22 protein-coding genes and 2 pseudogenes are annotated in these 26,538 nt (G+C 55.6%); 14 read left to right on the top strand and 10 right to left on the bottom strand.

The window, feature by feature from the left end; genetic code table 11:
* The first annotated feature begins 42 nt into the window (after window positions 1–42).
* Both RBB80_RS26285 and RBB80_RS26290 read left to right on the top strand, forming a co-directional pair.
* Complete coding sequence (locus tag RBB80_RS26285) at window positions 43–2,136, top strand: FUSC family protein (RefSeq protein WP_433965218.1); 2,094 nt, start codon at window positions 43–45, stop codon at window positions 2,134–2,136.
* A 569-nt stretch (window positions 2,137–2,705) separates the two neighbouring features.
* Window positions 2,706–2,846, top strand: coding sequence for a hypothetical protein (locus tag RBB80_RS26290; RefSeq protein WP_433965219.1), 141 nt, complete (start codon window positions 2,706–2,708; stop codon window positions 2,844–2,846).
* A 407-nt stretch (window positions 2,847–3,253) separates the two neighbouring features.
* Here the strand turns inward: RBB80_RS26290 and RBB80_RS26295 are convergent, their stop codons facing one another.
* The 4 genes from RBB80_RS26295 to RBB80_RS26310 are packed head-to-tail and all read right to left on the bottom strand — an operon-like array spanning window position 3,254 to window position 5,013.
* A complete protein-coding gene (locus tag RBB80_RS26295) occupies window positions 3,254–3,994 on the bottom strand; it encodes a nucleotidyl transferase AbiEii/AbiGii toxin family protein (RefSeq protein ID WP_433965220.1) in 741 nt (246 codons plus the stop codon).
* Window positions 3,957–4,151: a type IV toxin-antitoxin system AbiEi family antitoxin gene (locus RBB80_RS26300; protein WP_433965221.1), complete on the bottom strand. Its 195-nt coding sequence runs from the start codon at window positions 4,149–4,151 to the stop codon at window positions 3,957–3,959. Before RBB80_RS26300 ends, RBB80_RS26295 begins: the two co-directional genes overlap by 38 nt.
* A 23-nt stretch (window positions 4,152–4,174) precedes the next feature.
* Window positions 4,175–4,378, bottom strand: coding sequence for a type IV toxin-antitoxin system AbiEi family antitoxin (locus RBB80_RS26305; protein ID WP_433969881.1), 204 nt, complete (start codon window positions 4,376–4,378; stop codon window positions 4,175–4,177).
* Entirely contained in the window at window positions 4,291–5,013 is a 723-nt protein-coding gene (locus tag RBB80_RS26310; protein ID WP_433970103.1) for a hypothetical protein, read from the bottom strand. Before RBB80_RS26310 ends, RBB80_RS26305 begins: the two co-directional genes overlap by 88 nt.
* 497 nt (window positions 5,014–5,510) lie before the next feature.
* Between RBB80_RS26310 and RBB80_RS26315 the strand changes: the two genes are divergently transcribed.
* The 3 genes from RBB80_RS26315 to RBB80_RS26325 all read left to right on the top strand — a co-directional run bounded on the left by RBB80_RS26315 (window position 5,511) and on the right by RBB80_RS26325 (window position 9,478).
* The gene (locus RBB80_RS26315) at window positions 5,511–5,750 is read left to right on the top strand and encodes a hypothetical protein (protein WP_433965222.1); all 240 of its coding nucleotides are present in this window, start codon (window positions 5,511–5,513) and stop codon (window positions 5,748–5,750) included.
* Window positions 5,751–6,048: 298 nt separating this feature from the next.
* Window positions 6,049–8,208 (top strand): carboxypeptidase regulatory-like domain-containing protein, encoded by a 2,160-nt coding sequence (locus RBB80_RS26320; RefSeq protein WP_433965223.1) that lies wholly within the window; start codon window positions 6,049–6,051, stop codon window positions 8,206–8,208.
* A 67-nt stretch (window positions 8,209–8,275) separates the two neighbouring features.
* Entirely contained in the window at window positions 8,276–9,478 is a 1,203-nt protein-coding gene (locus RBB80_RS26325) for a hypothetical protein (protein ID WP_433965224.1), read from the top strand.
* Window positions 9,479–9,772: 294 nt separating this feature from the next.
* Here the strand turns inward: RBB80_RS26325 and RBB80_RS26330 are convergent, their stop codons facing one another.
* Complete coding sequence (locus RBB80_RS26330) at window positions 9,773–11,743, bottom strand: PAS domain-containing sensor histidine kinase (protein WP_433965225.1); 1,971 nt, start codon at window positions 11,741–11,743, stop codon at window positions 9,773–9,775.
* 430 nt (window positions 11,744–12,173) lie between these two features.
* Here RBB80_RS26330 and RBB80_RS26335 point away from each other — a divergent pair, with 430 nt between their 5' ends.
* Entirely contained in the window at window positions 12,174–12,380 is a 207-nt protein-coding gene (locus RBB80_RS26335; protein ID WP_433965226.1) for a DUF6582 domain-containing protein, read from the top strand.
* Between the two features lie 478 nt (window positions 12,381–12,858).
* A complete protein-coding gene (locus tag RBB80_RS26340; RefSeq protein WP_433965227.1) occupies window positions 12,859–13,407 on the top strand; it encodes an inorganic diphosphatase in 549 nt (182 codons plus the stop codon).
* A 95-nt stretch (window positions 13,408–13,502) separates the two neighbouring features.
* Here RBB80_RS26340 and RBB80_RS26345 read toward each other — a convergent pair.
* Window positions 13,503–14,326: pseudogene (locus tag RBB80_RS26345) on the bottom strand (dolichyl-phosphate beta-glucosyltransferase).
* Between the two features lie 196 nt (window positions 14,327–14,522).
* On the opposite strand from RBB80_RS26345, the gene sppA reads away from it, so the two are divergent.
* Together sppA and RBB80_RS26355 are read left to right on the top strand one after the other, a co-directional pair.
* On the top strand, window positions 14,523–15,503 hold the full coding sequence (gene sppA / locus RBB80_RS26350; RefSeq protein ID WP_433965228.1) for a signal peptide peptidase SppA: 981 nt from the start codon (window positions 14,523–14,525) through the stop codon (window positions 15,501–15,503).
* A gap of 284 nt (window positions 15,504–15,787) precedes the next feature.
* Window positions 15,788–16,146 (top strand): annotated as a pseudogene (locus RBB80_RS26355) (HU family DNA-binding protein).
* Between the two features lie 75 nt (window positions 16,147–16,221).
* On the opposite strand, the gene RBB80_RS26360 reads toward RBB80_RS26355, so the two are convergent.
* A complete protein-coding gene (locus RBB80_RS26360) occupies window positions 16,222–17,613 on the bottom strand; it encodes a dicarboxylate/amino acid:cation symporter (protein WP_433965229.1) in 1,392 nt (463 codons plus the stop codon).
* 105 nt (window positions 17,614–17,718) lie between these two features.
* Between RBB80_RS26360 and RBB80_RS26365 the strand changes: the two genes are divergently transcribed.
* The 3 genes from RBB80_RS26365 (at window position 17,719) to RBB80_RS26375 (ending at window position 20,732) form a co-directional block, all read left to right on the top strand.
* On the top strand, window positions 17,719–18,270 hold the full coding sequence (locus RBB80_RS26365; protein ID WP_433965230.1) for a YybH family protein: 552 nt from the start codon (window positions 17,719–17,721) through the stop codon (window positions 18,268–18,270).
* Between the two features lie 66 nt (window positions 18,271–18,336).
* Window positions 18,337–19,464 carry a PAS domain S-box protein gene (locus RBB80_RS26370; protein ID WP_433965231.1) on the top strand — a complete coding sequence of 376 codons (1,128 nt, stop codon included), beginning with the start codon at window positions 18,337–18,339 and terminating at the stop codon, window positions 19,462–19,464.
* Between the two features lie 53 nt (window positions 19,465–19,517).
* Window positions 19,518–20,732 (top strand): PAS domain-containing sensor histidine kinase, encoded by a 1,215-nt coding sequence (locus tag RBB80_RS26375; RefSeq protein ID WP_433965232.1) that lies wholly within the window; start codon window positions 19,518–19,520, stop codon window positions 20,730–20,732.
* Between the two features lie 7 nt (window positions 20,733–20,739).
* On the opposite strand, the gene acs is transcribed toward RBB80_RS26375, so the two are convergent.
* On the bottom strand, window positions 20,740–22,695 hold the full coding sequence (gene acs / locus RBB80_RS26380; protein WP_433965233.1) for an acetate--CoA ligase: 1,956 nt from the start codon (window positions 22,693–22,695) through the stop codon (window positions 20,740–20,742).
* Window positions 22,696–22,902: 207 nt separating this feature from the next.
* Between acs and RBB80_RS26385 the strand changes: the two genes are divergently transcribed.
* Both RBB80_RS26385 and RBB80_RS26390 read left to right on the top strand, forming a co-directional pair.
* Window positions 22,903–24,279 carry an L-lactate MFS transporter gene (locus tag RBB80_RS26385; protein ID WP_433965234.1) on the top strand — a complete coding sequence of 459 codons (1,377 nt, stop codon included), beginning with the start codon at window positions 22,903–22,905 and terminating at the stop codon, window positions 24,277–24,279.
* A gap of 56 nt (window positions 24,280–24,335) precedes the next feature.
* Window positions 24,336–24,497 carry an MFS transporter small subunit gene (locus tag RBB80_RS26390; RefSeq protein WP_433965235.1) on the top strand — a complete coding sequence of 54 codons (162 nt, stop codon included), beginning with the start codon at window positions 24,336–24,338 and terminating at the stop codon, window positions 24,495–24,497.
* A 295-nt stretch (window positions 24,498–24,792) separates the two neighbouring features.
* Here RBB80_RS26390 and RBB80_RS26395 read toward each other — a convergent pair whose 3' ends face one another.
* Together RBB80_RS26395 and galE are read right to left on the bottom strand one after the other, a co-directional pair.
* Window positions 24,793–25,395 (bottom strand): DUF421 domain-containing protein, encoded by a 603-nt coding sequence (locus RBB80_RS26395; RefSeq protein WP_433965236.1) that lies wholly within the window; start codon window positions 25,393–25,395, stop codon window positions 24,793–24,795.
* Window positions 25,396–25,478: 83 nt separating this feature from the next.
* Window positions 25,479–26,450, bottom strand: coding sequence for a UDP-glucose 4-epimerase GalE (gene galE / locus RBB80_RS26400; protein ID WP_433965237.1), 972 nt, complete (start codon window positions 26,448–26,450; stop codon window positions 25,479–25,481).
* Window positions 26,451–26,538 lie beyond the last annotated feature (88 nt).

The raw sequence follows: 26,538 nt of genomic DNA on the forward strand, positions 1-26,538 counted from the left end.
GAGTTGTCCCCCTATCCGGGTCGAGGGGCATTAGTTGCTCGTATGGTTTCTGCCGCGAGCATCGTCATGGTCATTAATATGACCTTTCAGATCCCGTACGGTGTGTATGGCGCAGTCTACGCCCTGATTCTCTCGCGTGAACACCCGGGTGCGACACTCCAGGCCACAAAGAACTTGATTGTCTCATTTTCATTTGCGGCTGTTTATGCACTCGTAGGAGCAGTGTTCTTCTCCGGAGAACCCATGCTTCGCCTTCTTTGGGTCTTGGCAACCCTGTTTCTGATCTTCTTCGCGCTCAAAGCGGTATCCAACTACACGGCAGCGTTCAATTTCGGCTACTTGGTTATCGTCACCATTCCGCTCTGGGATAGTCCGATTTCCGCAGAGCAAAAGGTCGTTCAGACCTTGTGGGCGGTTGGAGCAGTTGCCTTCGCTACCGTCATCACCACAGTGATTGAGTTTGTTTATGCCCGATTTCGGCCGGTGGATAGTCTCACGAGCGCCATGGTCGAACGACTGCAAAAGACCGCCTCTCTACTCCGGGCCCTGTCAAAGGGAGTTGCGGCCCCTTCATCCGAACACCAGTTGTTTCGGCTCGCGATACTTGGAACTTCACGAATGCGGCGTGACCTCCTGCGCTCCAGCTATTCTCCCGAATCAACTCAGCAGATGGGGGCCGTTGTCGAACTAGTGGGGAGGCTTGTTGATCTGGGAGCGAATCTATCTGCCCTGTCTAAAGAATTCTCGAAAACAGATCTGCACAGACTCGGGCAGTTCGCAGATCGAATCGAAGCGTTATCCGATGACCTGTTGAGTCGGCGAACTCCGCGCCGGTTCGAGACCCTGGAGGAATCCCCTGCTACAACAGTTCCGCTGCTCCAGGAGATGGAGGAGACGGTGTCACTCATCGCCGAAATGACGAGCGGTTCCGATTCTCTGCCAGAGAATCGATCTCCAATGACACGTAATCAGACGCCGATCCCATTCTTTGTCCCTGATGCATTTTCAAATCCTACTTACGTGCAGTTTGGTGTTCGGGGCGGTCTCGCCGCAAGTTTTTGCTATCTGATCTACAACCTCGTTGCGTGGCAAGGCATCAGCACAGCAGTCACAACGTGCCTTTTGACTGCTTTGACGACGATCGGTGCATCACGGCAGAAACAGTTACTCCGCTTCGGCGGAGCCATCATAGGCGGCATCTTTATCGGGTTCGGTGCACAAGTATTCGTGTTGCCGACCCTCGATTCTATCGCCGGATTTCTTATGTTGTTCGTGACCGTGTCCGCCTTCTCAGCATGGATCATAACCTCCGGGCCGCGGCTCTCTTACTTTGGTGTGCAGATTGCAGTTGCCTTTTATTTGATTAATCTTCAGGAGTACAAATTTCAGACTTCTCTTGCCGTCGCGAGGGATCGTGTAGCCGGTATCCTTTTAGGCCTCGTTGCTATGTGGGTGGTCTTCGATCAACTCTGGGGAGCCTCGGCCCTGGTCGCGATGCAGCGCTCGTTCGTATCTACGCTGCGGTTACTAGCGAAACTAATGACGCCTGTCTCCAAAGCCTCCGGCGTAACAATCGAAGAGGTCTACCAGCTTCGCGAAACAATCAGTACGAACTTCGAAGACCTTCGACAACAAGCTGACGGATTATTGCTTGAATTCGGAGGCAGCCGCGAACATAATCTTGCAGCGCGGTCGCACCTCCTTCGATGGCAGCTTCAGCTTAGGATTGTCTTCGTAACACGAATCGCCTTGCTGAGGTATCTCCTTCGCTTGCCCGGCTTCGAGATTCCGGAACCACTCCTTCGAACCCAGGAGATCGCTGACGGCCAACTTGCGGAACGGCTCGAGAGATTAGCCGATCGACTTTCTGATAAAGTGCCTTCCTCACTTGCAACGTATGACACACAGATGTCCGTTGCCTCAAGTGTCCTGTACGATTCAAAATCCGACACAAGCCTCGCTCCACACTCTCGCAGCTTTCTTCTTCTTTCTTCACGAATAACATCCCTGCTGACGTCGCTGGAAACGGATATTATTGCGCACCAATCGCAATTTGCGAACGTCAGTCCTGTACGAAATGCCGGACAGCATAAAGAGCCGGGTGGTTCATTGCGCTCGCCTCCCAACCGAATTTGAAATGGACTCTACTCTCTTTTCTTTATCTTTGCCGCTTCAGACGGAGTCGGTTTGAGGGGCTTCCTTGCCTTCTCTTTTGCGGGCGAACTCCTGTTCACTTTCAGGGCAATGGCGTCGGCATCTACTTTGTAGATCGAAGCAGCATCGCGCAAGACGGTAGCGTGTTCGTTCGAGCCGATGCAAGGACCATCGAAACCTAGATCCTTGATTCCTAAAACGCTAGACCCATCAGTTATGCCTGATTTCAGTTAAGTTTCGCGTTTCCCGTTAGCTGTCACAGCAAGAGGCAACAGGAACGCTTCGTAGGGATTGGCTTGTAGGATTATCTGCATATGTAAGCTTAACGATCACATATTCGGTGCAATAGCGTACACTCATCAGCTTCTCCCTGTTGCGATAAATTACGCTTGCTACGCTCGGCGATAGCAGTCATCGTTGCGGCTTCACCCGGACAGAGCGCTGGGACTGTGCTCACACAGTTCCATGTTTATGGAATTCACGAGACAGGAAAGTGCGGTTAGCATTTTGAAAGTTATAGGATTCGTACTTCTCGACGTGGAGCATCGTTTATGAAGCCGCAACCTGAAATCGGCGATACTCAGCTCTCCGGAGAAGAAAACAAACTTGCCGAACTTGAGCGCCAGAAAAGCATAATCGAGACTGAGGATCATCGCGGATTCGGCGATGCCATTTTGCCTTATTCAGATTAAGGGTGAGATGGAAGCTCTCGAGGAAAACATTATGCACGACAAGCAACGAGCCAAAGACAATCGTGGCGGATGAGAATAGCTATCCCAATAACGCTAGCCGAGTTTTCGTCTGAACGGCTCCGCCTCAACGGCGAAATCACGAAAGAGAAAATTCTCCATGCAGCTAAGCAGTCAGAGCTTTCAAAACGGGAGTCCAATACCCGCCGAGTTCGCCTTCGGGCGGATTGATCCGATCCATCACTTCGCGTTCAGCCAGAACCGACTTGGAACTCCTGAGGAGAGAGACGAGAGATGGCCTCTGCGCTCTTTGTGTAATTGTCCATATATGCCTCGCCGATAAGTCTCTTGCTAAATTTTACAGCCGGTCGTTCGGACAGTAGACCACTGTGGCGTGATTCCTTTAGGGGCTACAAGAGGTCGGCGAGTCCCATTCCGCGAAAGAACCCGCTAAGAAGGGCTTCCGCTGACTCAGTGTGATCATCCAGGGCGCTCATCGTACGGGCAAATTCAAGTACCAGTGCAGGGAGCTCCTTTCCTGAGAGTGAGGTCGAAAGCCGAGTTCTCACGTTCTCGTCGGTTATGCGCTGTGCGTCTTTCCCCAAGAGGAAAGCTCCCGCCAAAACAGTGTCGAAGCCAACCCGCTCTAGTTCATCAGCCTCTTCTTCATAGAGTCTGTCGACATTTCCAGCGTCTGTATACGTTTCGATCAATCTTCGGATATCTTGGACGTCTCGCCCCTCATGCCGATCGAGCCATGCAAAGAATTTGAGGACTATGAGGCCGGGTAGGGAAGCAACAGGAATGATATCAATGATTGTTTCGAATGAGGCACCAGTTAGCTGGTAGTACAGCCGCTGGGCATTTCGTCCTTTATCTGTGAATCCCGGGATGTTGAGAAACAGCTGTTTCACAATCGCGAACTGCTCCCACGAGTCCACAAAAATGGCAAAGTCTAGATCATAGGTGGCGCGGGTCACGGCGTGACCGAACACGTGATAGAGCAGCAGATCTCGAGCCGTAGCACCTACCAGCATGTAGCGTATCGTCGCATCGCGAAGGAGCCGATCGATGAGTTCCAAGATGCTGACCGTGAATGGATCGACAGGATGTTCAGGGCTGATGAACAATTGGTTCGAGAAAACGCTCATAGACCTCTTTGGCTGCTTCTATGTTGCGCCCATCGGTGGTCGCCATCAGATCAGCGTAAACCAGGAGCGGTGGAGCAACGTCCGTCGGTGGGCCGATTAGCTCCGGGTGCCAGAACATCTCCAATATCTCTGTATTCCCGTCCGTCGCCAAACGCATTCGGGCTTTCGTCATAAGTGCGGTCAGGGGTGTGCCGGGGTATAGATCAGGAAATGTTCGGCTTTTAAATAGCGAGTGAGTTTTTCGGCACCGTATTCTCCTCCCCAATGGGCTCCAAAGGCTTCGAGGCCGATGTGTATCAACTGCTCTCGATCAGCCTGATATCGTCGCGGTCTAAGCGTGGGACGCAGGTTTGCGGGATAGTAGGTGACCCATTCGTTGAGCAGTTCTCTTTTTTGAGAAGGGTTCCGTTCGGCGTTTTGGCCTTTTGAAGGTACCCGCGTTGGGTGAGGTCGTTGAGAATTGGGCCGATGGCTCCGAGGGCGACCTTTGCAAATTTGGCGACTTCCCGGTATGGGGCACTGGCTAATGCCGGTCTGCATAGGAGGGCGAAGACGACCTTGAGCCCCGCGGGATTGTTGGCGCGGTATTTATCCTTGAAGGGTTGAGCTGGGCGTACTTTGCCCCGTATATCGGCCACAAATGTGTCCGTCGGAAGGTACAGGTTGCCGGCGGTGTCCAGAAAGGGAAGATCAAGTCTTCGACATTCTTCAGCCAGATCAGGTGTCGCGAACGTCGTGATGAGGAGTGGGCGATACCCGGGATAGCGTTGTGTAATGAGCTCCTGCAACTGAGCCTGAATCTGGGCAACGGCGAGACGCCGATCGATTGTTTTGATCTCTGCAACGAAGAGCTGCTTGTGCCCATTCAGGGTGATCGTCAACACGGCATCAGCCCTCGGATTTGGGTGGTCGATAGCTAACGGGCGGACGTCTACCTTAACCGTCTTCAGGCCAGCGGTGGCCTGGAGGGCGGCAATTGCAGTTTGAAGAGTCTGATATTCCCGACCTGCTAGCTCCATGCCCCTCTCCCTTGTTCATGATTGTATACTGTTCACGCAACGTGAACAGTATGATTGAATGAACAAGCATGAATCCCCTCAGGCTAATAAGGGAAAGAAAATGGGCTGAACCCCACGGTCAGCCCACGCCCACTGGTTAGAAAGTTGATGCCAATTTGATGCCAAACAGAGCCCAGAATGCCGGTTTTTACCGACTACACCGGCTATTAACCCCTTTAGAATGTTCAGCCGTCCACCTTTAGCACACCTTCACACGGTGGAAGTCGTAGGTTCGAATCCTGCTGTGCCCACCAATACTTTCAACAACTTAGCGCTTTCTCGGCCCGTGGGCCTTGTTGCGTTTGTTGCAAATCGCCAGAACCGTGATTTTTCCTCTGCGCCCATCGCAAGCGTGAGATAGACGGAACCAACCATCTCCTGCAGCTTTTGGGTATCTCCTGCATGTACTCGTTGGCGGTGGTGTCTGCCTTTGGACCTCTGGAACGCAGAGGCTTCCGATGCAACCGATCGACACTGTGCTCTTCACCCCTGAAGTCGTCAACAGACAGTCTCGGATACAGAACGACGTCATTCGCGCCCGAGCCGTTCTTTCGAGCGTCGCCAAGCGCGGCAACTTCCGCCTCCTCGTTCGCCTGTTGACTCAGATGGAACGAGTACTTGCGAACAACGGCTTGGAGCAGTTATCGGTGGATGTCGTCGAAACGGCTCGGGAGAATCTGGTGATTGGACAAGCCTGAGAAGAGACCGACGTACTTCTGACGGAATCCAGCCTTGTGTGCCAAATGATCAGCACAGAAGTGCGCCAGATCATTCGACAGCAACACCCTCCGGGGTACTTCCAGAATAGTGTTGCATTGTTTGTAGAGGACGTTTATCGTTTTTCCCTCTTCTACTTTCATGCGCCACACTTCTATTAGCCGTTCGGTTTTTGGAATTTTTTGAAGCATCTTTCCACCACGAAGCCGGCTTCTTTTTCGTTCAGTAAAAAAACTTGAAGGTGACCAGCGAATCCTTTGCTTTTCTTGTGGAGGTCATATGAAACGACTACCAGCACGTCTCCTTCAGGCTGTTGTCCACAGCCTCGCCGTCATCCTCCTCACCATCACGTTCCTCGCTTCGCTCAATGCCCAGATCTACCGTGGTGGCATTAGCGGGACCGTCATTGACTCCGCCGACGCGGCCGTCGTCGGTGCAGCTGTGTCTGCCCTGGACACAGCCACGAGTCTTTCCTACAAGACCGTGTCCTCAAGCTCGGGCGAATTCAACTTTACGAATCTGCCTTTGGGCAGCTACACCGTCACCATCAGTTCCCCCGGTTTTGCGACCGCAAAGTACGACAAAGTGCAGGTCGTTGCCGGTCCGAGTTACACGCTCTCCGCGAAGCTGTCCCTCTCTTCAACTGAGCAGACGGTGGAGGTGACAGCTGCCGCATTGACGCTCGATACTGAGACGGATTTGCAGGCTACCGTTCTTCCGGAAACGGTTGTGCAGAATCTGCCTAATAGCGGCCGCGACTTTACCCAAATGCTCGCTCAAACTACGGGATTTGCTGGATTGTCCACCGGAGGCGGCGCACTCTATGCCAGTGTGAACGGAACCCGGTCCAACGCGGTAAACTGGCAGATCGAAGGCACGGACAACAACGATCTTTGGTGGAACATTCCCGCGGTGAACCAGGGCGGAGTGTCTGCGATAGCGGGCGTCATCTTCCCCATCGACGCCATTCAAGACTTCTCCTTTGTCACTACTGGTGCGACCGAGCTTGGGCGCAATCCGGGCGGCACAGCAAACCTCACCATCAAATCCGGCACCAACCAGCTTCATGGCACGGCCTACTACTTCAACCATAACGAGTTCTTTGAGCGGCAGAATCCCTTCTTAACCAGCAAGGCTGCATCGCGGAATCAGAACTACGGCTTCTCCGTTGGCGGCCCCATTCTCAGGGACAAGTTCTTCTTCTTCCTGGCCGGTGAGCATCAGAGCTTTTTGATCGGCGCTGAAAATCACGCCACCGAACCATCGGCTGCCTATCAGTCAGATGCATATGCGCTGCTCGATTATTACGGCGTGCCCCACAACACCGTGTCGGCAAATTTGCTGAATGGAAACGGCACTCTCCGGGGTCTCTGGCCAGCCAGTGCACTCACTGGACCTGCGAATCCGGAAAACTACCAGGCCGTAGGCAATCTTACCGGGCATAGTTTCAACGGCGTTATCAAGCTGGATTACAAGCTCTCCGACAAAGATCATCTCTCCGCCAGGTGGTACGTGGGTCAAGGCACGCAGACTGCGCCAACCTCCTCCGACCTGACGCCGTACTTCGAGAACGCACCCATCCACGTTCAAAACTACTCTTTGATCTACAACCGCATCATTACCCGTTCGATGGCCAATCAGGTCGCCCTGGGAGTCAGCTATTTCAACCAGGTGTTTGGCGATGCAGATACAGGGTTCAATCCTATCGGCCTCGGCCTGAACACAGGTGTTACCGATCCGGCCCTGCCCGGCGCCCCACACTTGATCATCGGTCCCACCAGCAGCAGCAATGGCCTTTCCGCTGGCAATACCGGATTCGATCCGACTGGTGTCACTGCGCCCTCAGGAAGGAATGACATCACCGGCCATCTTGACGACGATTTGACCTGGACCAAGGGCGCACATCAGTTCCATTTCGGCGGTGAGATCCGCCAAGCTCAAGTCGACGACTTCTATCAGACCGGACAGCGCGGAACCATCTATTTCGACGGCTCTCAGGGCCCTTGGAACTCCGCGACAAATTTTATTGGTGTAGCGGCGCAGACACCGTGCTCTGCTTTAGCGACAAAGAATATGGGAGTAGCTCCTGGAGCAAATCTAAACACGACATCCAATGTCTTCTTCCTTGCAGACTTCCTGGCGGGGTGCCTGAATCCAACGTCTTCGAGCATCGTTCAGGGCAATCCGAAGCGCCAGGTTTTCGTGAACACGTTTGCCCTCTACGCTCAGGATGCCTGGCAAATCACCAAACGTTTCAACTTCAACTACGGCTTGCGCTACGACTATGAAGGTCCTGTGCACTCTGACTATCCGAACCTCTCGATCTTCAACCCATCGAGCGCAACCGGTCTTACAGTGGCCGGACAGGGCGTCGCAAACATCTATCCCAAATTCTGGGGGTGTAAGCCCACGATTCGGATTTGCCTATCAACTGGATAGCACCGGCAGTACGGTCCTTCGCGGTGGCTACGGCTTTTACTACGACTCCGTCTATATGAAGTCGATCTTGCAGAATACCGGCGCGCAGAACATCGCCGTCTTCGGGCCAGGTCTGAATCCTGCAGGCAGCAACCAGGTTGTGAACGCACAGGGGCTCAATCAGGTGATTCAGCCAGGAGTTGACATCTATCCTGCCTTCAACCCCTCAAGCATCCTTGCCGATGCTGCCCCGGGTAGCATCACCATCTCCACCTTTGACAAGAACTTCAAGCCCGCCAATGTGCAGATGTTTGACCTGAACATTCAGCACAGCATCACAAACTCAGTCATTGCTCAGATAGGCTACGTTGGCTCAAAGGGAACTCATCTTATGGGCTTGTTCGACATCAACCCCGCCGCTCTCGGTAGCGCCTACAACCCTTGCCCGCCCCCGGATGTCCTCCCCGGAGGCTCTTGCGGCGTCAATCCCCAGCAGCTCACCCGCCCCTACAATACGCAGTTTCCAAAATTTGGCGTGATCGACGAAACCCGAAGCAACCTTGGCTCCATCTATCACTCGCTTCAATCAAGCCTGCGCCTCCAGGGATGGCACGGTCTAACCGCGCAGTTGGCCTACACCTGGTCGCATTCGCTCGATTATGAAACCGGCGCTCTGCCTTATGTCCCGCAAGACCCCACGAATGAAAGGGGAGAGTATGGAAACTCCGACTTCGACGTTCGCCACACCTTCACCGGATACTTCGACTACGCAATCCCAACCTTCCGCGGGCCAGAGCGGCTCACTCACGGCTGGGAGCTGAACTCCGGATTCTCCTTCCACGGCGGCACGCCCTACACCGTCACTGCCAGCTCGAATGTCAGCGGCAACGGGGAGTTTGCGGACCGGGCGGTACAGGTCATTACTAATCCCACAGCCGGCATCTCCCACGCCATCGTCAACGGCTCGGTCCAATGGTTCAATCCCGCTGCCTTCGTCGATCCCGCGCCCGGAACCTACTCGCCAACACGCCGCGGACAGAACTACAATCCCGGCTATAGTGCATTCGACCTCTCTGTCATCAAGACGACAGCGATCACCGAAAGAGTGAGGGCTCAGTTCAAGGCAAATATCTACAACCTCTTCAACCGCACCAATCTGGCCCCCGTAGGTTTTCCATCGACTGGTGAGGTCGGTGCAATCGGCTCCACGCTTGGACCATATCTCGGCAACCCTACCATCGGGCCCGGCGAGCCTCTCAATGCTGAATTCGCCTTGAAGATCCTCTTCTAGGCCCAAACCCAACGACGATACTGGTGTCGAATTCAGATTCGTCCATGACGATGCTGATGCATGAGGTCGTACGGTAAGGTTTTCACGATCGGAAGTGTTCTACAGGAGGTTGTCAATTGTTCAGCCGGACAGGGACAACGAATTGCACCCTGTCCCGGAACGGCGCATTCTCTCCTTAGATCTTGATGATTACGAAAGGCTCGCTTTTCGATCAGAGGTTGCGAAGGCCAGCCCATCCACCATTACGAGCTTGTGTTTGCTGCATCGTTGGTATGAGCTGCTTATCAGAAGCGATCATGCGTAAGCGGTATGGAATGGCAGGAAAACCCTGACAGCCGTGCCGTGCTTGTTCGATCCGTTGTCGCTCTCGATGCCGATCCGGCCTCCGTGCCCCACGATGAATTGCTTCGCGACGAATAGTCCGATTCCGGTGCCGACGGTAGTTCGCGTGGTGAAGAAGGCGTCAAAAACCTTCGGCAAATCCTCCGGTGCGATTCCGACGCCATCATCCTCAATCGTCAGGACAATGCCAGCATCCGCACCAGTGGCCTCGCAAACGGAAACTGAGAGAGTTCCACCAGAGGGCATGGCGTAGATCGAGTTCGCGATCAGGTTAGAGATCACTTGCATCATCTCGCCTCGGCGAAGCACGATCTTTGTCGAAGGACCGATTGATCTCCTGACCGTGATGCCGGCAGCAGTACAGCGCGGTTGGTAGATGGTGAGCGCATGCTCTGCGATCTCACTGACAGACGCTAAGCTCGCCGCAGCGTGCTCACGATAGTACCCAAGTGTTTGTTTGGCGATATGCGACACGCGTCCAAGCTCGTCTTCCGCGGTCGCCAGGAACTCGCGCCCGTCGTCGTCCGTGATCTTTGGCCGCAGCAGATAGAGCAGGTTCATCACCGCTTCAAGCGGATTATTGATCTCATGCGCAATCGTCGCAGCCATGCGCCCGGTTGCCGCGATCTTCTCCGCCTGTAGCAGAGTTTGCTCGATTCGCCGGCGGCTTGAGACATCACGAAGAATCTTGGATGCTCCAATCACCCGGCCCTGTTCGTCCTTGATTGGCGAGACGGTAAGCGATACTTCTATGAGGCTTCCGTTCTTTGCGAGCCGGACCGTTTCGAAGTGCTCGATCCGTCGCCCAGCGCGAATATTTTCGATGATCGTCTTTTCGTCCGAGTGAAGGTGCTCCGGAATCAGCTTGAGGATCGAAGCCCCGATCATCTCGTCCGGGGAGTAGCCGAAGACACGTGTTGCAGCATCGTTCCAACTGGTGATGATGCCGTTCAGGTCTTTGCTCACAATTACATCGTCCGAGGATGAGACGATCGCCGCTAACTCGCCAAGACGTTTCGTACTCTCTCGCAGTTCCTCTTCGGTCTTTCGGAGTTCAGTAATATCGCGGATCGTGCCGATGATCTTGCCTCTTGAGCCATCCGTTTCGGGTTGAAGATTCCCGTTGATCTCAATCCATCGAGGGGCACCGTCGGGGCAATATATCAGACCTTTAAAGCGGAACGGATCGCCCTTTTGCAGAGTGTTTTCAAGGGCTTCTCGGAAGGCGTCCCGATAGTCGGAATGAACGATCTCGTTCACCAAAGCGGCGCCGTTGACTGGACCCTGGTCGCGCGTGCGCCCGAAGATCTCGTACATGCGGTCATTTTCCCAACTTGCTTTGTCTGCCACGGTGTCCCAGACAAAGACCCCCAGCTTCGCAACCTCGGTCGCCAGCTTCAGCTGAGTTTCACTTTCACGAAGTCTGCGGGCTCCCCTTACGGTCTCGGTCATGTTGCGAAAAGCGTCGTAAACTCCTCCGATTCTTCCGTTCTCATATACGGGAATCAAGGAATAACTGAAATACCGGTCCTCCAATACGCCGTTGAGGAGGATTGGTATGAACATGTTGTCCCGGACTGCCGTCTGACCCCGGTACAGACACGCTTCGAGATCGGCGCTCACCAGGTCCCACGCCTCACGGAAGACGTCACAATAGAGGCCGCCGAGAGCGTTTGGATGCTTTGCGGTCAGAGTCGAAATCGCTGCGTCGTTGTAAAGAAACACCATCTCCGGCCCCCAGGACAAAATTGTCGGAAAGGGCGACTGCAACATGAGATTGACGGTGGCCAGCAGGGTTTCAGACCAGTCTTCAATCGGCCCCAGGGAGGTCCGTGACCAGTTGTAAGCGCGAATTCGCGCGGCCATCTCACTATGCCCCGCAATCAGGTGGTTTACTCGGGCTGTTGGAGCTTCTTCATGCATGTTTTGTCGGCTCAGTCCAGATTCTCAAGGCTCTAACATCCTAAAGCAAACGCATATTCCGCACACCAGGGATCATTGTCCACTCCTATTGAGGCATTCTCAATTCAATAGTGGATCCGGATTAGTACTGACAACCGAACTTGCAGGTATCAACCGATCGCCGCCGGACGACAAAGCCGATGCTCACGGCAGCTTCTAAATATTGGGAAACACTCTCTTGCCCTACGGTGGCGACGGACGCCGAGGTTGCCCCGAGGCTGCGGAATGCATAAGAACACAACCCGATCCGAGCCTACAGCAACCAAACAGGTTGAAGCATAGGCCTGAGTCAAACAAGTGAATGGGGATGGAAAAACGTTTTCGAACCCGGGGGAATGGTCAACTGTAAGGCCGACGGATATCCGACTTCAAATGAGAAATGAGGACACAAATGGCGAAACTCTCAACTGCTGCCCGGAAAGAATTGCCTACAAAATCTTTTGCAGAACCTGACAAAAAGAAGTATCCGATAGAAAATGAGGCCCACGCTAAAAATGCTTTGTCACGGGTCTCCCAGTTCGGGACCCCAGCAGAAAAAACTAAGGTTAGGCGCGCAGTGAAGAAGAAGTATCCTTCCATCGGAAAAAACGAGAAATAGTTTAGGCCGCGACTAACATCCGGAAGACTGAGATCCGATGCAGAATCCCAGATCTTGCGGTTCACCCGAGTGTGACGGGGTTTCGCAGGCAGGCGGTGGGATCACGGATCGATTTGACCAGATGCCTGACGGAAGAGCGCGGATCTCCTCTCGTAAACATTCGCGGGATCCTTTGGCCATGGATGAAGACCTATTCGTTCGTTACCAAGAATTCGATCTCTACGTACGGGAATCCCATGCCGAACGAGACCTGGGAGCATCTCGGAAGACGATTGAAAACAACGAACCTTTCCCTGTGAGATCTGAACGGGAAAAGTCGATCACTCGGAATGCCCTTCGTATCAAATTCCAGAATATGCAACTTTAACCGGTCGTTTCCTCTCACATCATGTTGCACCATTTGGAACCGGAGAACGTGTCTGCACATCCTCCAGGTTGCGATGTGGTCATTCGGTTTTAGAGAAGAGTGAGGGAGAAAATGAAATCGCTCGTCGATCCAACAAAGTTGAAACCTGTAAGCAAACAGGACGGGGTGCTTCAGGTGATCGTGGAATCGCCTAAAGGTAGCCGGAATAAGTTTGCATTTGATCCCGAGCAGGGGATCTTTGCCCTGAAAAAAGTATTGCCTGCGGGAATGGTGTTTCCCTATGACTTCGGCTTCTTGCCTCGGACCATTGCGGACGACGGAGATCCGATCGACGTCCTCCTGTTGATGGACGAACCCGCTTTCGCCGGCTGTGCTGTCCACGCGATTTTGATCGGTGTGATCGAAGGTGAGCAGTTAGACGGCAAGAAGAAGGTGCGGAATGACAGATTACTTGCTGTGGCTGAGGCAAACCATATCTACACGAACATTCGAAAGCTGTCAGACCTGCCCAAGCAGTTTCTAGATGAGCTGGAGGACTTCTTCGTCAACTATCACAAACTTGAGGGCAAGAAATACAAGCTCCTCGGTTGTAAGGATGCCGGCGAAGCCCGCAACCTGATCAAGAAAGCTCGCAAAGCAGTCTCCAAACAGGGTTCATAATAGACTGCAATTGAGGCCCGCTCAATGATCAGGAGCGATCGCATTCTTCCTCTCTACGATGTCCGTCTCAAAGAGTATTGGCGCGATACAAGCACTCACAAGCGGTTAGCGGACTTCAGCGCTGCTGACTTGACGACCTGCTCTACCTGTGGAGTCACCATTGCACTCGTATCCTTCATAGCCGCGATGGCCTTGTCATACCGGCCAGCCATGAAATTTCCGCGAATGCGTGCCATGTCCTCAAGCATCTTGATCCCGTCCCTCAGGTAGCTCATACGGCTGCGTTCGTCATGGCCCCATGTGACCGGAACCTCGCGGACGACATACTTCAACTTGCGGGCGATGAAGAGGATCTCCGGGTCAAAGCCCCAGCGTTCGATGGTTTGCAGGCGAAAGATGACCTGCGCTGCAGAGCGCTTGAACGCCTTGAAACCGCACTGAGTATCTTTGAATGGCAGGCCCATAACGGTTCGGGTGACCCAGTTGAAACACCGACCGAAGAACTGCCGGTAGAGCGGCTGGTGGATCGTCTGCCGGGTGCGGTCCATCCAGCGGGAGCCGATTGCCACATCCGCTCCGTCGTTCAGTGCGGCGATGAGCCGTTCAGCTTCCTCCATAGGAGAAGAAAGATCGGCGTCGGTGAACATGACAATGTCGCCTGCGGCCTGTAGAAGGCCGTTGCGCACCGAGTAGCCTTTGCCGCGATTCCCCGGGTTCTTCACGAGATGTAGCCGCGGATGCTGTGTCATCCAACTCTCCACGATGGCGGCGGTGTCGTCGATCGAACCGTCGTCGACGACCAGGACCTCGGCATCCCACCCCGCTCCGCGACACACGACAGCACCCGATCCAGCGCATGTTCAATACGTGCGCTCTCGTTGTATGCCGGAATTACAATGCTCAACTGTGGATGTGCCATAACGATCGCCAGATTTTCTTTCTTCTATGATTCTAAAGAGATAGACGGAGGGTGTCGGGATTTATCATACTGCAATGTTTGACGCATAGACCGCTCCGTTCGGCTCTATTTTTCACTTTGTCTGCATATCTCTTTTCGATCCATGGTCGAGCCTCGACTATGCACCGCAATCGGGGCTCCTGCTAAACTCCACAGCATGCCGGAAGACTTTCCAACACCTCCACCGCCTCCACCACCACCGCCATCGTTTCCCTACGCCCAAACTCCGCCTTATCCTTATCCGCAACGTCAGGGCTTCCCGCCCCCGCGCCAACGCTCTGCATGGTTTTACATCGGGATCATTGCTGGTTCTCTGGCCGCAGTGTTTCTCCTCGTCACGTTCATGGTCTGGTTCACGGCGCGTTCGGTCATTGGAAATTCGGCCGGCTTGGGATTAGCGTCGGACAGCATCGCCGTGATCGACATCTCCGGTGCGATTCTGTCTCCTGAAACCATCGATAGCCAGCTCCGCAAGTTTGGGGATGACTCGTCGGTAAAGGCCATACTTCTTCATATCAACTCGCCAGGTGGTGGCGCGGCTGCCTCGCAGGAGATCTACCACGAGGTCCTGCGGGTGCGGCAGGAAAGCCATAAGAAGGTCGTCGCCTCAATCGAATCGGTAGGCGCTTCAGGTGCCTATTACATCGCCAGCGCCTGCGACAGGATTTATGCGAACGATGCCTCCGTTGTCGGATCAATTGGGGTGATCATGGAGTGGACCAACTACGGTGACCTGCTGCGATGGGCCAGGTTGAAAAACGTAGTCATCCACGCCGGAGAGTTGAAGGACGCGGGCGACCCGAGCCGCGATCTGACGCCTAAAGAAGAGGCATACTTTCAGTCGCTGGTCGATAACATGTACACGCAGTTTGTGCATGACGTCGCGACAGGGCGCCATACCTCAGACGACAAGATCAAACCTCTGGCGACCGGCCAGGTGTGGACGGGGCAGCAATCGCTTTCGTTAGGCCTGATCGATAAAGTCGGCGGCTACCGAACAGCTCTGATGGAGACGGCCAAGGAAGCGGGAATCTCCGGAGAACCAAATGTGGTGCGCCCCGCAAAAAATAAAGAGGGCTATTCGCCCTCCTTACCGACGACGGCGAAGACCTGTTCCCGAACCCGAGCCAGATGCTGAACCATGCTCCCGGTTTTTACTTCATGTGGAAGTAAGGTACGGTCCTTCAGTAGTTACCGCACCAAACCGCTGCCAAAACACGACAGAGCCCCGAAAGAATGGGGCTCTTTTTGTTGATCCGCTGACCAGGGGGACGGATTTTGCATCTTAGGAGGCAATGCCCCATGCGTTCATTCTTTTGACTTCTTACATAACCTTTTAGCCTCCATCCCGTCTACAATCAACAACAACGGCTTGCTTTCACCCGGCCCTATCGCCCTCCCCCAGTACGAAAGGAACCCACTATGACTAAAGCTGACCTTGTTGATAAAGTGACCGCTCTTGGAGACCTGACCCGACGTGACGGGGAGGTTATCGTCGATACCCTCTTCGACGCTGTCATCGGAGCTTTAAAACCGGTGACAAGATCGAGATTCGCGGATTCGGAAGCTTCCGGACCCGCCAACGAAATGCCCGGACGGGCCGCAACCCGAAGACTGGGGCCAAGGTCGATGTTCCGGCTAAGCGGGTTCCCTTCTTCAAGCCGTCGAAGGAACTGCGCGACTCGGTGAACCCGAATGGAGCGGTGAAGTCCAGACCGACAACCTCCAAAAAGGCAGTCGACAAGGAACACATCGATCCCCATCACCCTCCGGCGATGTAATCGTGGCAGAGATGCAGTCTGTACAAGGTAGCAGGTGCTCTGGCATCTGCTATGTTGCTTTGAAATCAGGTTGTGTCACTCGGCCATACCTGCCAGAACCACTGGCGAAATCGGCTCAGCGCCAAACTCGCCCTCCCACTTCGCGACTACGACACTGGCAAGGCAGTTGCCAACAACATTGACGGTCGTGCGCGCCATATCAGCCAACGCGTCGATGCCGAGAATAACGAAGATCGGCTCGGTGGGCAGATGGAAGGTTGCCGCAGTCGCGAGCAGAATGACCAATGTTGCGCGCGGAACGCCAGCGACTCCTTTGCTGGTCAACATAAGAGTCATCATCATCAGAAGTTGCTGGCCAAGCGACAAATGAACTCCAGCCGCCTGCGCTACAAAGATGCTTGCAACCGCAAGATACAGGGTGGAACCGTCGAGGTTGAAGCTGTAGCCCGCTGGGATGACAAACGCGACAATCCGGCGCGGGACGCCCAGAGCCTCCATTGCCTCCATAGCGCGTGGAAGGGCCGCCTCACTGGTGGAGGTAGCAAATGCGATTGTTGCAGGCTCTGCAACCGCCGCGAGGAATCGACGCACGGGGACACCGAAGAGCAGTGCTGCCGGCAGCAAAACGAGAAGGCCGAAACCTACTAACGCGCCATACAGCGTCAAGAGCAGTTTGCCTAAATTCACCAACACTCCAGGGCCCATCTGGCCGACTGTGAAGGCCATCGCTGCGCCTACGCCAACGGGGGCGAAGTACATGACAACGTTGGTGAATTTGAACATGACTTCGCTGAAACTCTCGAACAGGCGTAAAACCGGAGTACGCTTTTTCTCCTCCAAGCTGGCCAGCGCGATCCCGAAAAAGACCGCGAAGACAGCCACCTGGAGGATCTGCCCTTCAGCGACGGACTTAGCGATATTCTCCGGGAAGATGTGAAGGAGAAAATCCTGCCAGTGAGTCGGGGGCGGCGAGGTTATCGTCTCGCTGGAAGAAGCCGGCGGCAGAGAGAGGCCAACTCCGGCATGACTGAGGTTGATCGCCGCGAGGCCAATGACAAGCGCCAGGGTGGTGACGACTTCAAAGTAGATCAGGCTCTTGATCCCCATCCGGCCCACGCTCTTGAGCTCGCCGTGGCCAGCGATGCCCGTCACAAGCGTCGCCAGAATCAGTGGCGCGACGATGGTCTTGATGAGGCGCAAAAAGATATCGCTGAAGACGCGAAGGCTGGTCGCCAGCATCGGCGCATCAAATCCCAGCTCGGCCCCCGCCACCATCGCGACAAAAATCCACGGTGTCAGGGACCTGCGCCGGAACGCAAAGAAAGCCAAAAGGACGATCGCGACGCACCGCAAAGCGACTGCGGCATGGTGAACTTCGGGTCCGTGGATCAGGCCCAGCGAAACTCCGACAGAGAGTAAAATCGCCGCCGCAAGCAACAGAATGTGCTGAAAGTTCGTCTTTAACATCAGGTGCGAAGAATATCAGTCTTCAACAGAAAGCCAATGCTTTACAGATCATCTTCGAGCGCTGATAGCATACTCACTATGCATCGCGTAACCCTCAAGAGCATATTGTATTGCGCTATCGCTTCCACTCCACTGATCGCCCAGAGCGGTACCGGATCCGGGACCGTTGCCGCATCCGGCTACGACGCTTTTGCACAGAATCCCGGAATCATCTCTAATCCGCTCTCTCAGCCGGCACTTACGCCCGGCGCCCTGGTTTTGCTGGAGTTGGAGGGCCGCTTCTCGCAGGCGGTCACCGAAGGCGGAGGCAAGGCCTTTGGCAGCTGGTTCGCAGACGACGGAGTTATTCTCAACAACGGCAAGCCCGCAATTCTTGGTCGCACCGCTATCGCTGCACAGGCCCAATGGGACCCAAAGACCTATCAGCTTAGCTGGACTCCGCAAGGTGCCCAGATGGGCCCTTCGAACGACATGGGATTTACCTGGGGTCACTATGAGGGTCGTAGTAAAGATAAAAATGGTGAACCCGTGGTGATCTCGGGCCGATACTTCACCGTATGGAAGAAGTTACCCAACGGCACGTGGAAGGTAGCCCTGGACGCGAGTGCGGATGAACCGCCCGCAACCGGGGAGTGTTGCACCCTTCCAAAGCCGTAAACCATTGCTGCAACAAAAGTAGGAGTGCGCAACCATTTGCACATAACCTACGATTGAACTGTTGAAATGAACGCTCTCCTGGTCAAAGACGAAGCGCTGCGAATCGAGGCCCTCAATCAATACGAGGTCCTCAACTCTGCGCCCGACCCCATTCTGGATGACCTGACAAACCTGGCTGCCCAAATATGTGACACGCCGGTCGCAGCAATCTCGTTGATCGGTTCGGATCGCATCTGGCTACGCTCGCGTTTCGGCATCGACTCGCCTGACGTCGCGCTTGGCAGCCTGCCCTGCGAAACGACCATCCTTGGCGACACCGTCTATGAGATCTTCGACGCACGCAGCGATCCCGAATACGCCCCAGATGGAATCCTGCTCGAAGGCCGCCTGTACCGGTATTATGCGGGCGCTCCCTTGACGACTCCCGGCGGTGTAACCATCGGCGCATTGCTCGTCCTGGATCGCCATCCCCGCACGCTGACTCCAGCTCAGTCCTCAGCGCTCAGCGTCCTGAGCCGCCAGGTAATTACGCGGCTGGAACTCAACGGTCGCATCCGACAGATGGACCGCGCGGCTCGCTCACGCCAACGCGTCGAGTCCGCTCTCACCGTGGAACGAAACTTTGTCTCTGCAGTCCTGGACACCGTCGGCGCACTGGTCGCCGTGTTCGATCCTGCCGGGCGCATCGTCCGTTTCAACCGCGCCTGCGAAAACGCATCAGGTTACGACTTCCCTACCCTGGTCGGCCGCTATGCGTGGGACAAGCTTATTCCGCGGCAGGAGATTCCCGAAGCTATCGAGACCTTCGAGCGTCTACGCTCCGGTCACTTCCCTGCTGCCTACGAGAATCAATGGCTCAACCGTGACGGCAGCATACGTCGTATCGCCTGGTCGGCGACTGCATTGACCGATACGCAGGGACAGGTCGCGTTCATCATCGCAACCGGCATCGATGTGACGACGCAACGCGCTGCCGAAGCCACGTTGCGCGAGAGTGAAGCCCGCTACCGCCAACTCGTCGAAGGTTCGCTGGGTATGGTCTGCACCCACGACCTCCGCGGCACTCTGCTGTCGATCAACACCCACGGCGCCGAGACCTTGGGTCGTACCGTTGAGGAGATGACCGGTCACAATCTCGACGAATTCATCGTGCCGGAGAAAAAAGCTACGTTGCCCGCCTACCTGAAAAAATAGGCGAGACCGGCGAAGCACAGGGCCTTCTCCATCTCTCCCACAGCGACGGAGACATGCGGGTGGTCGCGTACCGGAACAAGCTGATCGTCGTGCCCGGACGTGCGCCGTACGTTCTCGGCTTCGGTGTGGACATCAGCGAGCAGGTTCGCGCCGAAGGCAGGCTTCGAACCCTCACGCGGCAATCCGATTCCATCCTCGAGTCGGTGGGGGACGGCATCTACGGCATCGATCTCGAGGGCAAGGTAACGGTCGTAAACTCCGCCGCGGCCCAGATGCTCGGCTACAAACAGGAGGAGATGCTGGGCCGCAACATGCATCAACTGATCCACCACACCCGAGCAGACGGGACACCCTACGCCTCTGCCGACTCACCCATCCGCAAGAGCCTTACCAACTTCGCTACCGTGCGCATCTCGAACGAGATCTTCTGGCGCAAAGATGGCAGCTGCTTCCCGGTGGAGTATGTCGCAAGACCACAGATCGACTCGCAGTCCCCCGATTCGAACGGCCTCAAGGCACTCGGTGTCGTTGTTGCGTTCACCGATACGACCGAGCGCCGCGCCCTCGACCGCATGAAAGATGAGTTCATCTCCACAGTCTCCCACGAGCTTCGCACGCCGCTAACCTCGCTGCGTGGGGCGCTTGGTCTGCTTGCCGGAGGCGCACTCACCAATCGCCCGGAGAAGACCCAGCAGATGCTCGAGATAGCCATCAGTAACTCTGACCGGCTGGTGCGGCTGGTAAACGATATTCTCGATCTGGAGCGCATCAGCAGCGGCAAAACAGAGCTGCATTCGACCATGTGCAGCGCGGAAGATCTGCTGCGGCGAGCCGCCGGCATCCAGCAGACGCGGTCTCCCCGTCCGAACATCCGCATCTTCTTCGCCGCCCATGGCGTCAACGTCTGGGCCGATCCCGACCGCATTCTGCAGACGCTGAACAATCTCATCTCAAACGCAATCAAGTTCTCCCCGGAGGGCAGCGAAATTCACCTGACGGCGCGCAATCTCGACGAGAATGAAGCGCTGATCGAGGTTCGCGATCAGGGCCGGGGCATTCCTGCCGATAAGCTCGAACACATCTTCGACCGCTTTCAGCAAGGCGATGCCTCGGACTCCCGCGCTATGGGCGGTACAGGGCTTGGCCTCGCAATCTGTCGCAGCATCATCAATCAACACGGCGGACGCATCTGGGCCACCAGCGCGCCCGACCAGGGCACCATCTTCCACTTCACGCTACCCACCAAACCCAGCACGAACCTGCGCTAGAAACCCTTCACTCATCGCCCTCGCGCAGCTTGGCGATCACGGTGAAGTCTTCAAGCGTAGTGGTATCGCCCTTCACCTCTCCTGTAGTCGCGAGTTCGCGTAACAGCCGCCGCATAATCTTTCCGCTGCGTGTCTTCGGCAGAGCCTGGGTGAAGGTTAGATCGTCCGGCCGGGCGAGCGCGCCTATCTCTTTCGCGACCCACTGCCGCAACTCCTGCCGCAGATCCTCACTGGGTTCGTGGCCACCTTCAAGCGTCACAAATACCGCAATCGCCTGCCCCTTCATCTCATGGGGCCTGCCGACGGCTGCCGCCTCTGCAACCTTGGGGTGCGCGACGAGCGCTGACTCTACCTCCATCGTCCCGAGCCGGTGACCGCTAACGTTGATGACATCGTCGACGCGTCCCATCAGCCAGAAGTAGCCGTCCGCATCGCGCCGCGCGCCGTCTCCGGTGAAATAGCTCCCTGGAAGCTCGCTCCAATAAGCCGCCTCGTAGCGGGCCTGGTCGCCATAGATCGTGCGAGCCATGGAAGGCCAGGGCTTGCGTATAACCAGAAGTCCCCCGTGGCCATCGGGAACAGGCTTGCCTTCTTTTGTAACCACTTCGGGAACAATTCCAAAAAAGGGTCTTGTGGCGGAGCCTGGCTTGGTAGCCACAGCGCCCGGAACTGGCGCAACCATGATGGCACCGGTTTCGGTCTGCCAGTAAGTGTCAACGATGGGGCAGCGCTCCTTGCCGATCTCGCGGTGATACCACATCCATGTCTCGGGATTGATCGGTTCGCCCACCGTGCCCAGCAGGCGCAGCGAAGCGAGCGAGTGCTTCTCCACCCATTCGTTCCCCCATTTTGTGAAGGCCCGGATCGCCGTGGGAGCAGTGTAAAAGACGGTCACCTTGTGGTCGTCGATAATCTTCCAGAAGCGATCGCACTCCGGCCAGTTGGGCGCTCCTTCGTACATCATCACGGTGGCGCCGTTCAGAAGCGGACCATAGACGACGTAGCTGTGGCCGGTAACCCAGCCAATGTCGGCGGTGCACCAGTACACATCCTCATCGCGGAGATCGAAGACGTATTTGCTGGTGAGATAAGTCTGCACAGCGTAGCCGCCCGTAGTGTGCAGCAGACCTTTCGGCTTGCCGGTGGTTCCAGAGGTATAGAGGAGATACAGCGGATCTTCTGCGTCCATCCATTCCGCAGGGCATTCCGCCGAAGCTTTTCCCATCTCCTCGTGCCACCATAGATCGCGACCAGACTGCATCTTTACCGGCGAGCCCGAGCGCCGGAAGACGACAACGTGCTTGACCGTGGAACACTTCTCCAACGCCTCGTCAACAATTGCTTTCAACTGGACCTCGGAACCGCGGCGATAGCTCGTGTCCTGCGTGATGATGGCGACACAGCTGGAGTCGTTGACACGATCCGAGATAGCGTGGGCCGCAAAGCCGCCAAATATCACAGAATGCACCGCACCGATTCGCGCGCAGGCGAGCAGCGCAATTGCCAGTTCGGGTGCCATCCCCATATAGATCGCAACCCGGTCGCCGCGCCTGATACCCAGCGACTTCAACACATTTGCGAAGCGCTGAACCTGCTCGTGCAACTCCCCGAAGGTCACCCTGCGAACCTCCCCAGGCTCGCCTTCCCAAAGCAGAGCCACTTTATCCTTGCGGGCTCCCAGCGCGTGACGATCGACACAGTTGTGCGACAGGTTCAGCTTGCCCCCGACAAACCATTTTGCATGCGCCGCTTCGCCGTCCATCACCTTCGTCCAGGGCGAGAACCATTCGAGCTCGTGAGCGGCTTCGGCCCAGAACTCCTCCGGATGATCCACGCTGTGCCGGTACATGGCCTCGTACTGCTCCAGACTCTTCACGTGAGCCTTCGCTGCAAACTCCGACGGAGGAGGAAATACACGATTCTCTCGCAGACTTGAATCCAGATCCGTACTCTCTTCAGACATCTCCCGCACAACCCTCCGTGATTTCACCCAGCAAGGTGAAGGTACCCTATACAACTCAACCCGAGCAACCTGCCGTTACATTTAGGTGACACCCGTGCCGTCCGAATCATGTATGGTGGTTTGCGCATCTAGATATTCCATGAAACGATCAGCCTCCCGCTGTCTTCTGTTCGACGATGTACGACCTATCAACTCCTGAGGTTCTCAATGGCCCTGGCTTTTCTCGACCGTGACCACTCTATAGCCCCCGCAGGATATAGCCGCTGGCTGGTCCCACCCGCAGCCCTTGCAATCCATCTCTCCATCGGACAGGTTTACTCCTTTTCCGTCTTCAAGAATCCCCTCCTTGCCTTGCATGCAGCTGACGGGTCCGCCTGGAATCTCAAAGAGGTCGGCTATATCTTCTCGATCGCGATCGCCTTCCTGGGCATCTCGGCTGCACTCTTCGGAGCGTGGCTTGAAAAGGCCGGTCCCCGTCGCGCGATGTTCTACGCCGCAATCTGCTTCGGCGCAGGCTTCGTCATCGCCTCGCTTGGAGCCAGCACGCATCAACTCGCTCTGATCTATCTCGGATATGGCGTCGTCGGTGGAATAGGGCTTGGACTGGGATATATCTCCCCAGTATCCACGCTGATCAAATGGTTCCCCGACCGTCCGGGCCTGGCCACTGGCCTCGCCATTATGGGTTTTGGCGGCGGCGCGATGATCGGCGGACCTCTTGCCAACAATTTGATGGCTCACTTCAAGGCAACTGGGCAGCCGTCGATTCCCTACACCATGGTCACGATGGGCATCCTCTACTTCCTCTTCATGATGTTCGGCGTCTTCACGATACGCGTCCCGCCTACTGGGTGGAAGCCTGAGGGCTGGGTTCCCAGGGTCAATCACTCTGCGCTGATCTCGAGCCACAACGTTGCCGTCACAGAGGCATGGAAGACGCCGCAATTCTGGCTGCTCTGGGTGATGTTGTTCGTCAACGTAACCGCAGGCATCGGTATCCTGGAGCAGGCAGCTCCCATGATTCAGGACCTCTTCAAAGGTCAGATCAGCCCCGCAGCCGCCGTCGGTTTCGTAGGAATTCTCAGCATCTTCAACATGGCCGGCCGTTTTCTATGGGCTTCGGTCTCGGACTTCATCGGGCGCAAGGGAACCTACTTCACCTTCTTCGTGCTCGGGGCCATCCTCTACTTCTTTCTTCCTTTCTCCCGGCAGGACAAGATCAACTCAATTCCGCTCTTTGTCGCTATCGCCGCGCTGGTCATTTCGATGTACGGCGGAGGCTTCGCCACCATCCCGGCTTACCTGAAGGATCTCTTCGGCGGCTTCAACGTCTCCGCTATCCACGGACGTCTGCTCACCGCCTGGTCGGCTGCCGGAATCATCGGTCCGCTCATCGTCAACGGCATCCTCGACCACTACGTCGAAAATCACATGAACAAACAGGAAGCCTATCCGTTGATCCTGCACATCATGTGCGGCCTGCTCGTCGTCGGCTTTCTGGCAAACCTGATGGTGCGGCCAGTCGCTGAGAAGTACTGGCTGAAAGACCAGAACGTCGTCGTGGCAGAAGGTGCTGCTCACTAACCTCATCCGGCGGAGGCCTTCGCCTCCGCCCCACTCCCAGACTCAGGAGTCCTCTCATGGCAGATTCCATCGACATCAAAAAGTCCTCGCCCCTGCTCATTGCGGCGGCATGGATCATCGTCATCCTCCCCACAGCGTGGGGCCTCGATTACACGGTCAAAAACGCCCTGAAGATCTTTGCAACCGCCACGCCTGCGCCCACTGCTCCAGCAAAGTAACTCGAGCATCACTACACCATCCCCTTAGCGACCCAAGTCACGCAGGCTGACGCCGAGACCCACTCTCCGGAACGTTGGTTTGTACTGAACTGTAAATGGCTGGCCGCTGTAGACTCCAGTTATCGTGAATTTTTACTGGCCATCGTTGATCGGCTTCTTTCTTGGCTTCGCTTTCGGGGTGGGTTGTGCGCTTGCAGTGATGTACTCGATTTACCTGGGAGGATACCGGGCCGCCGTACGCGACTCCCAGCTTCCGATCCCACCGGAACGCTACACAAAAGCCCTTGAGAAGAACTCAGCAAACCCTTAACTCAAATCGGCAACGCCCCCGCGCCGCCAGTTCGGTACGCATCTGTTTAACCTCGAGATGCAGCTCTTCGATCGATCTTCTCAACTCCGCTCGTTGAGCGTCGTCACTCATCGACTTAATCCCTTCGAGATAGAAGTTTCCGTTCGGTTCAAGAACGCACTTCTCCACCTCACTGAAGTCGTTGAATCCCTGCTTATGAAGAACCGATCGCAGCTCAAGCTCCGTAAGCGCCTCACGCTTGGCCTCCTCCCAATCGACGACTCCGTGACGGATCAACACCGACGCGGAGCCCTCGAAGGCTTTGTTCAGCCTTGGCATGTTGAACAGAAGTCTTGTCAGCAGCCAATTGATAGTCAGCAGCGAAAGCGCCCCGATCACGCCACCGGACACAGAGTTGTCATCGCCAATCATCGCGTTCTGCACAGTGTTTGAAAGACTCAGCAGCACCACCAGATCGAACGGGTTCAGCTGTGCCAGCTCCCGCTTGCCAAATAATCTCAAAAAGCCGATGAGAAAGAGGTAGACGATGACTGGTCGGAGAATCTTCTCCAGCAGCGGCAGATGTAGATGAAACATGCTCTCGATCAAAATGTTCTCCTTCAAACCCTCGCAAGATCAGAAACGGATCGGCGGGGCGCCACTCCACGCCCGCCGTTCCATTCGAAACATTGTTACGCATAACGTTTCTGGTGCCACTCCCAGGCGCTGGCCATAATCTGATCCAGCTCTGCGAACCTGGGCGTCCATCCCAATTCGGCTTTAATCTTCGCCGAACCCGCCACGAGGACCGCAGGATCGCCAGGCCTGCGATCACACTCCTCCACAGCAATGGGCCTTCCCGTAACACGTCGTGCCGACTCAATAACTTCACGAACGCTGAATCCCTGTCCGTTGCCGATGTTGTAGATCAGCCGATTCCTTGTGTCGCTGAGCGCCTGGAGAGCCAGAAGGTGAGCTTCGGCCAGGTCACGTACATGGATGTAATCCCGGATGCAGGTTCCATCCTGGGTTGGGTAGTCACGGCCAAAGATTTTAATATTCGACCGCCTCCCCAGCGCCACATCCAGGATCAGCGGAATCAGGTGCGACTCAGGCTCATGCGCCTCTCCGTAACCCTCAATGGCTCCGGCGACGTTGAAGTAGCGCAAGCTTGCATACTTAAACCCATGGATGAGGTTCATCCACCGAAGCATATGTTCCACAAGCAGCTTACTCTCACCGTAAGGATTGGTTGGCTGCAGCTTGGCATCCTCGAGGATTGGTGTCTTCTCTGGCTCCCCATAGCAGGCAGCAGTAGAACTGAAGACCAACCGATCATGCCCCGTAGCCAGCATCGCCTCCAGCAGGGTCAAGGTTGCCGCCGTGTTGTTCCTGAAATAGATCTCCGGGCGCTTCATGCTCTCGCCCGCTTCGATCAACGCGGCAAAGTTCATCACACCATCGAAGCGGCCCTCACGAAGGGTCGCTTCGATCAAAGGCCGATCCGCTATATCGCCCTCGATAAACGTGGCGTTTTCAGCAACTGCCGAACGCTTGCTGTGGCAAAGGTTATCGAACACCGTGATGGCATGGCCTTGAGCCAGCAGAATCCGCGACACCGTACCGCCGATATAGCCTGCTCCGCCCGTTATCAGAATCCTCATTAATTGTCTCCTCGTACCCTTCTTGGATACCACAAAAGTGCCAGTGTCAATCACTTACGCTTACGGCACTATACTTGCAGTAAGAGAA

It is taken from the genome of Tunturiibacter gelidiferens (assembly GCF_051013345.1).
In the GTDB taxonomy this organism is placed as follows: domain Bacteria; phylum Acidobacteriota; class Terriglobia; order Terriglobales; family Acidobacteriaceae; genus Edaphobacter; species Edaphobacter gelidiferens_A.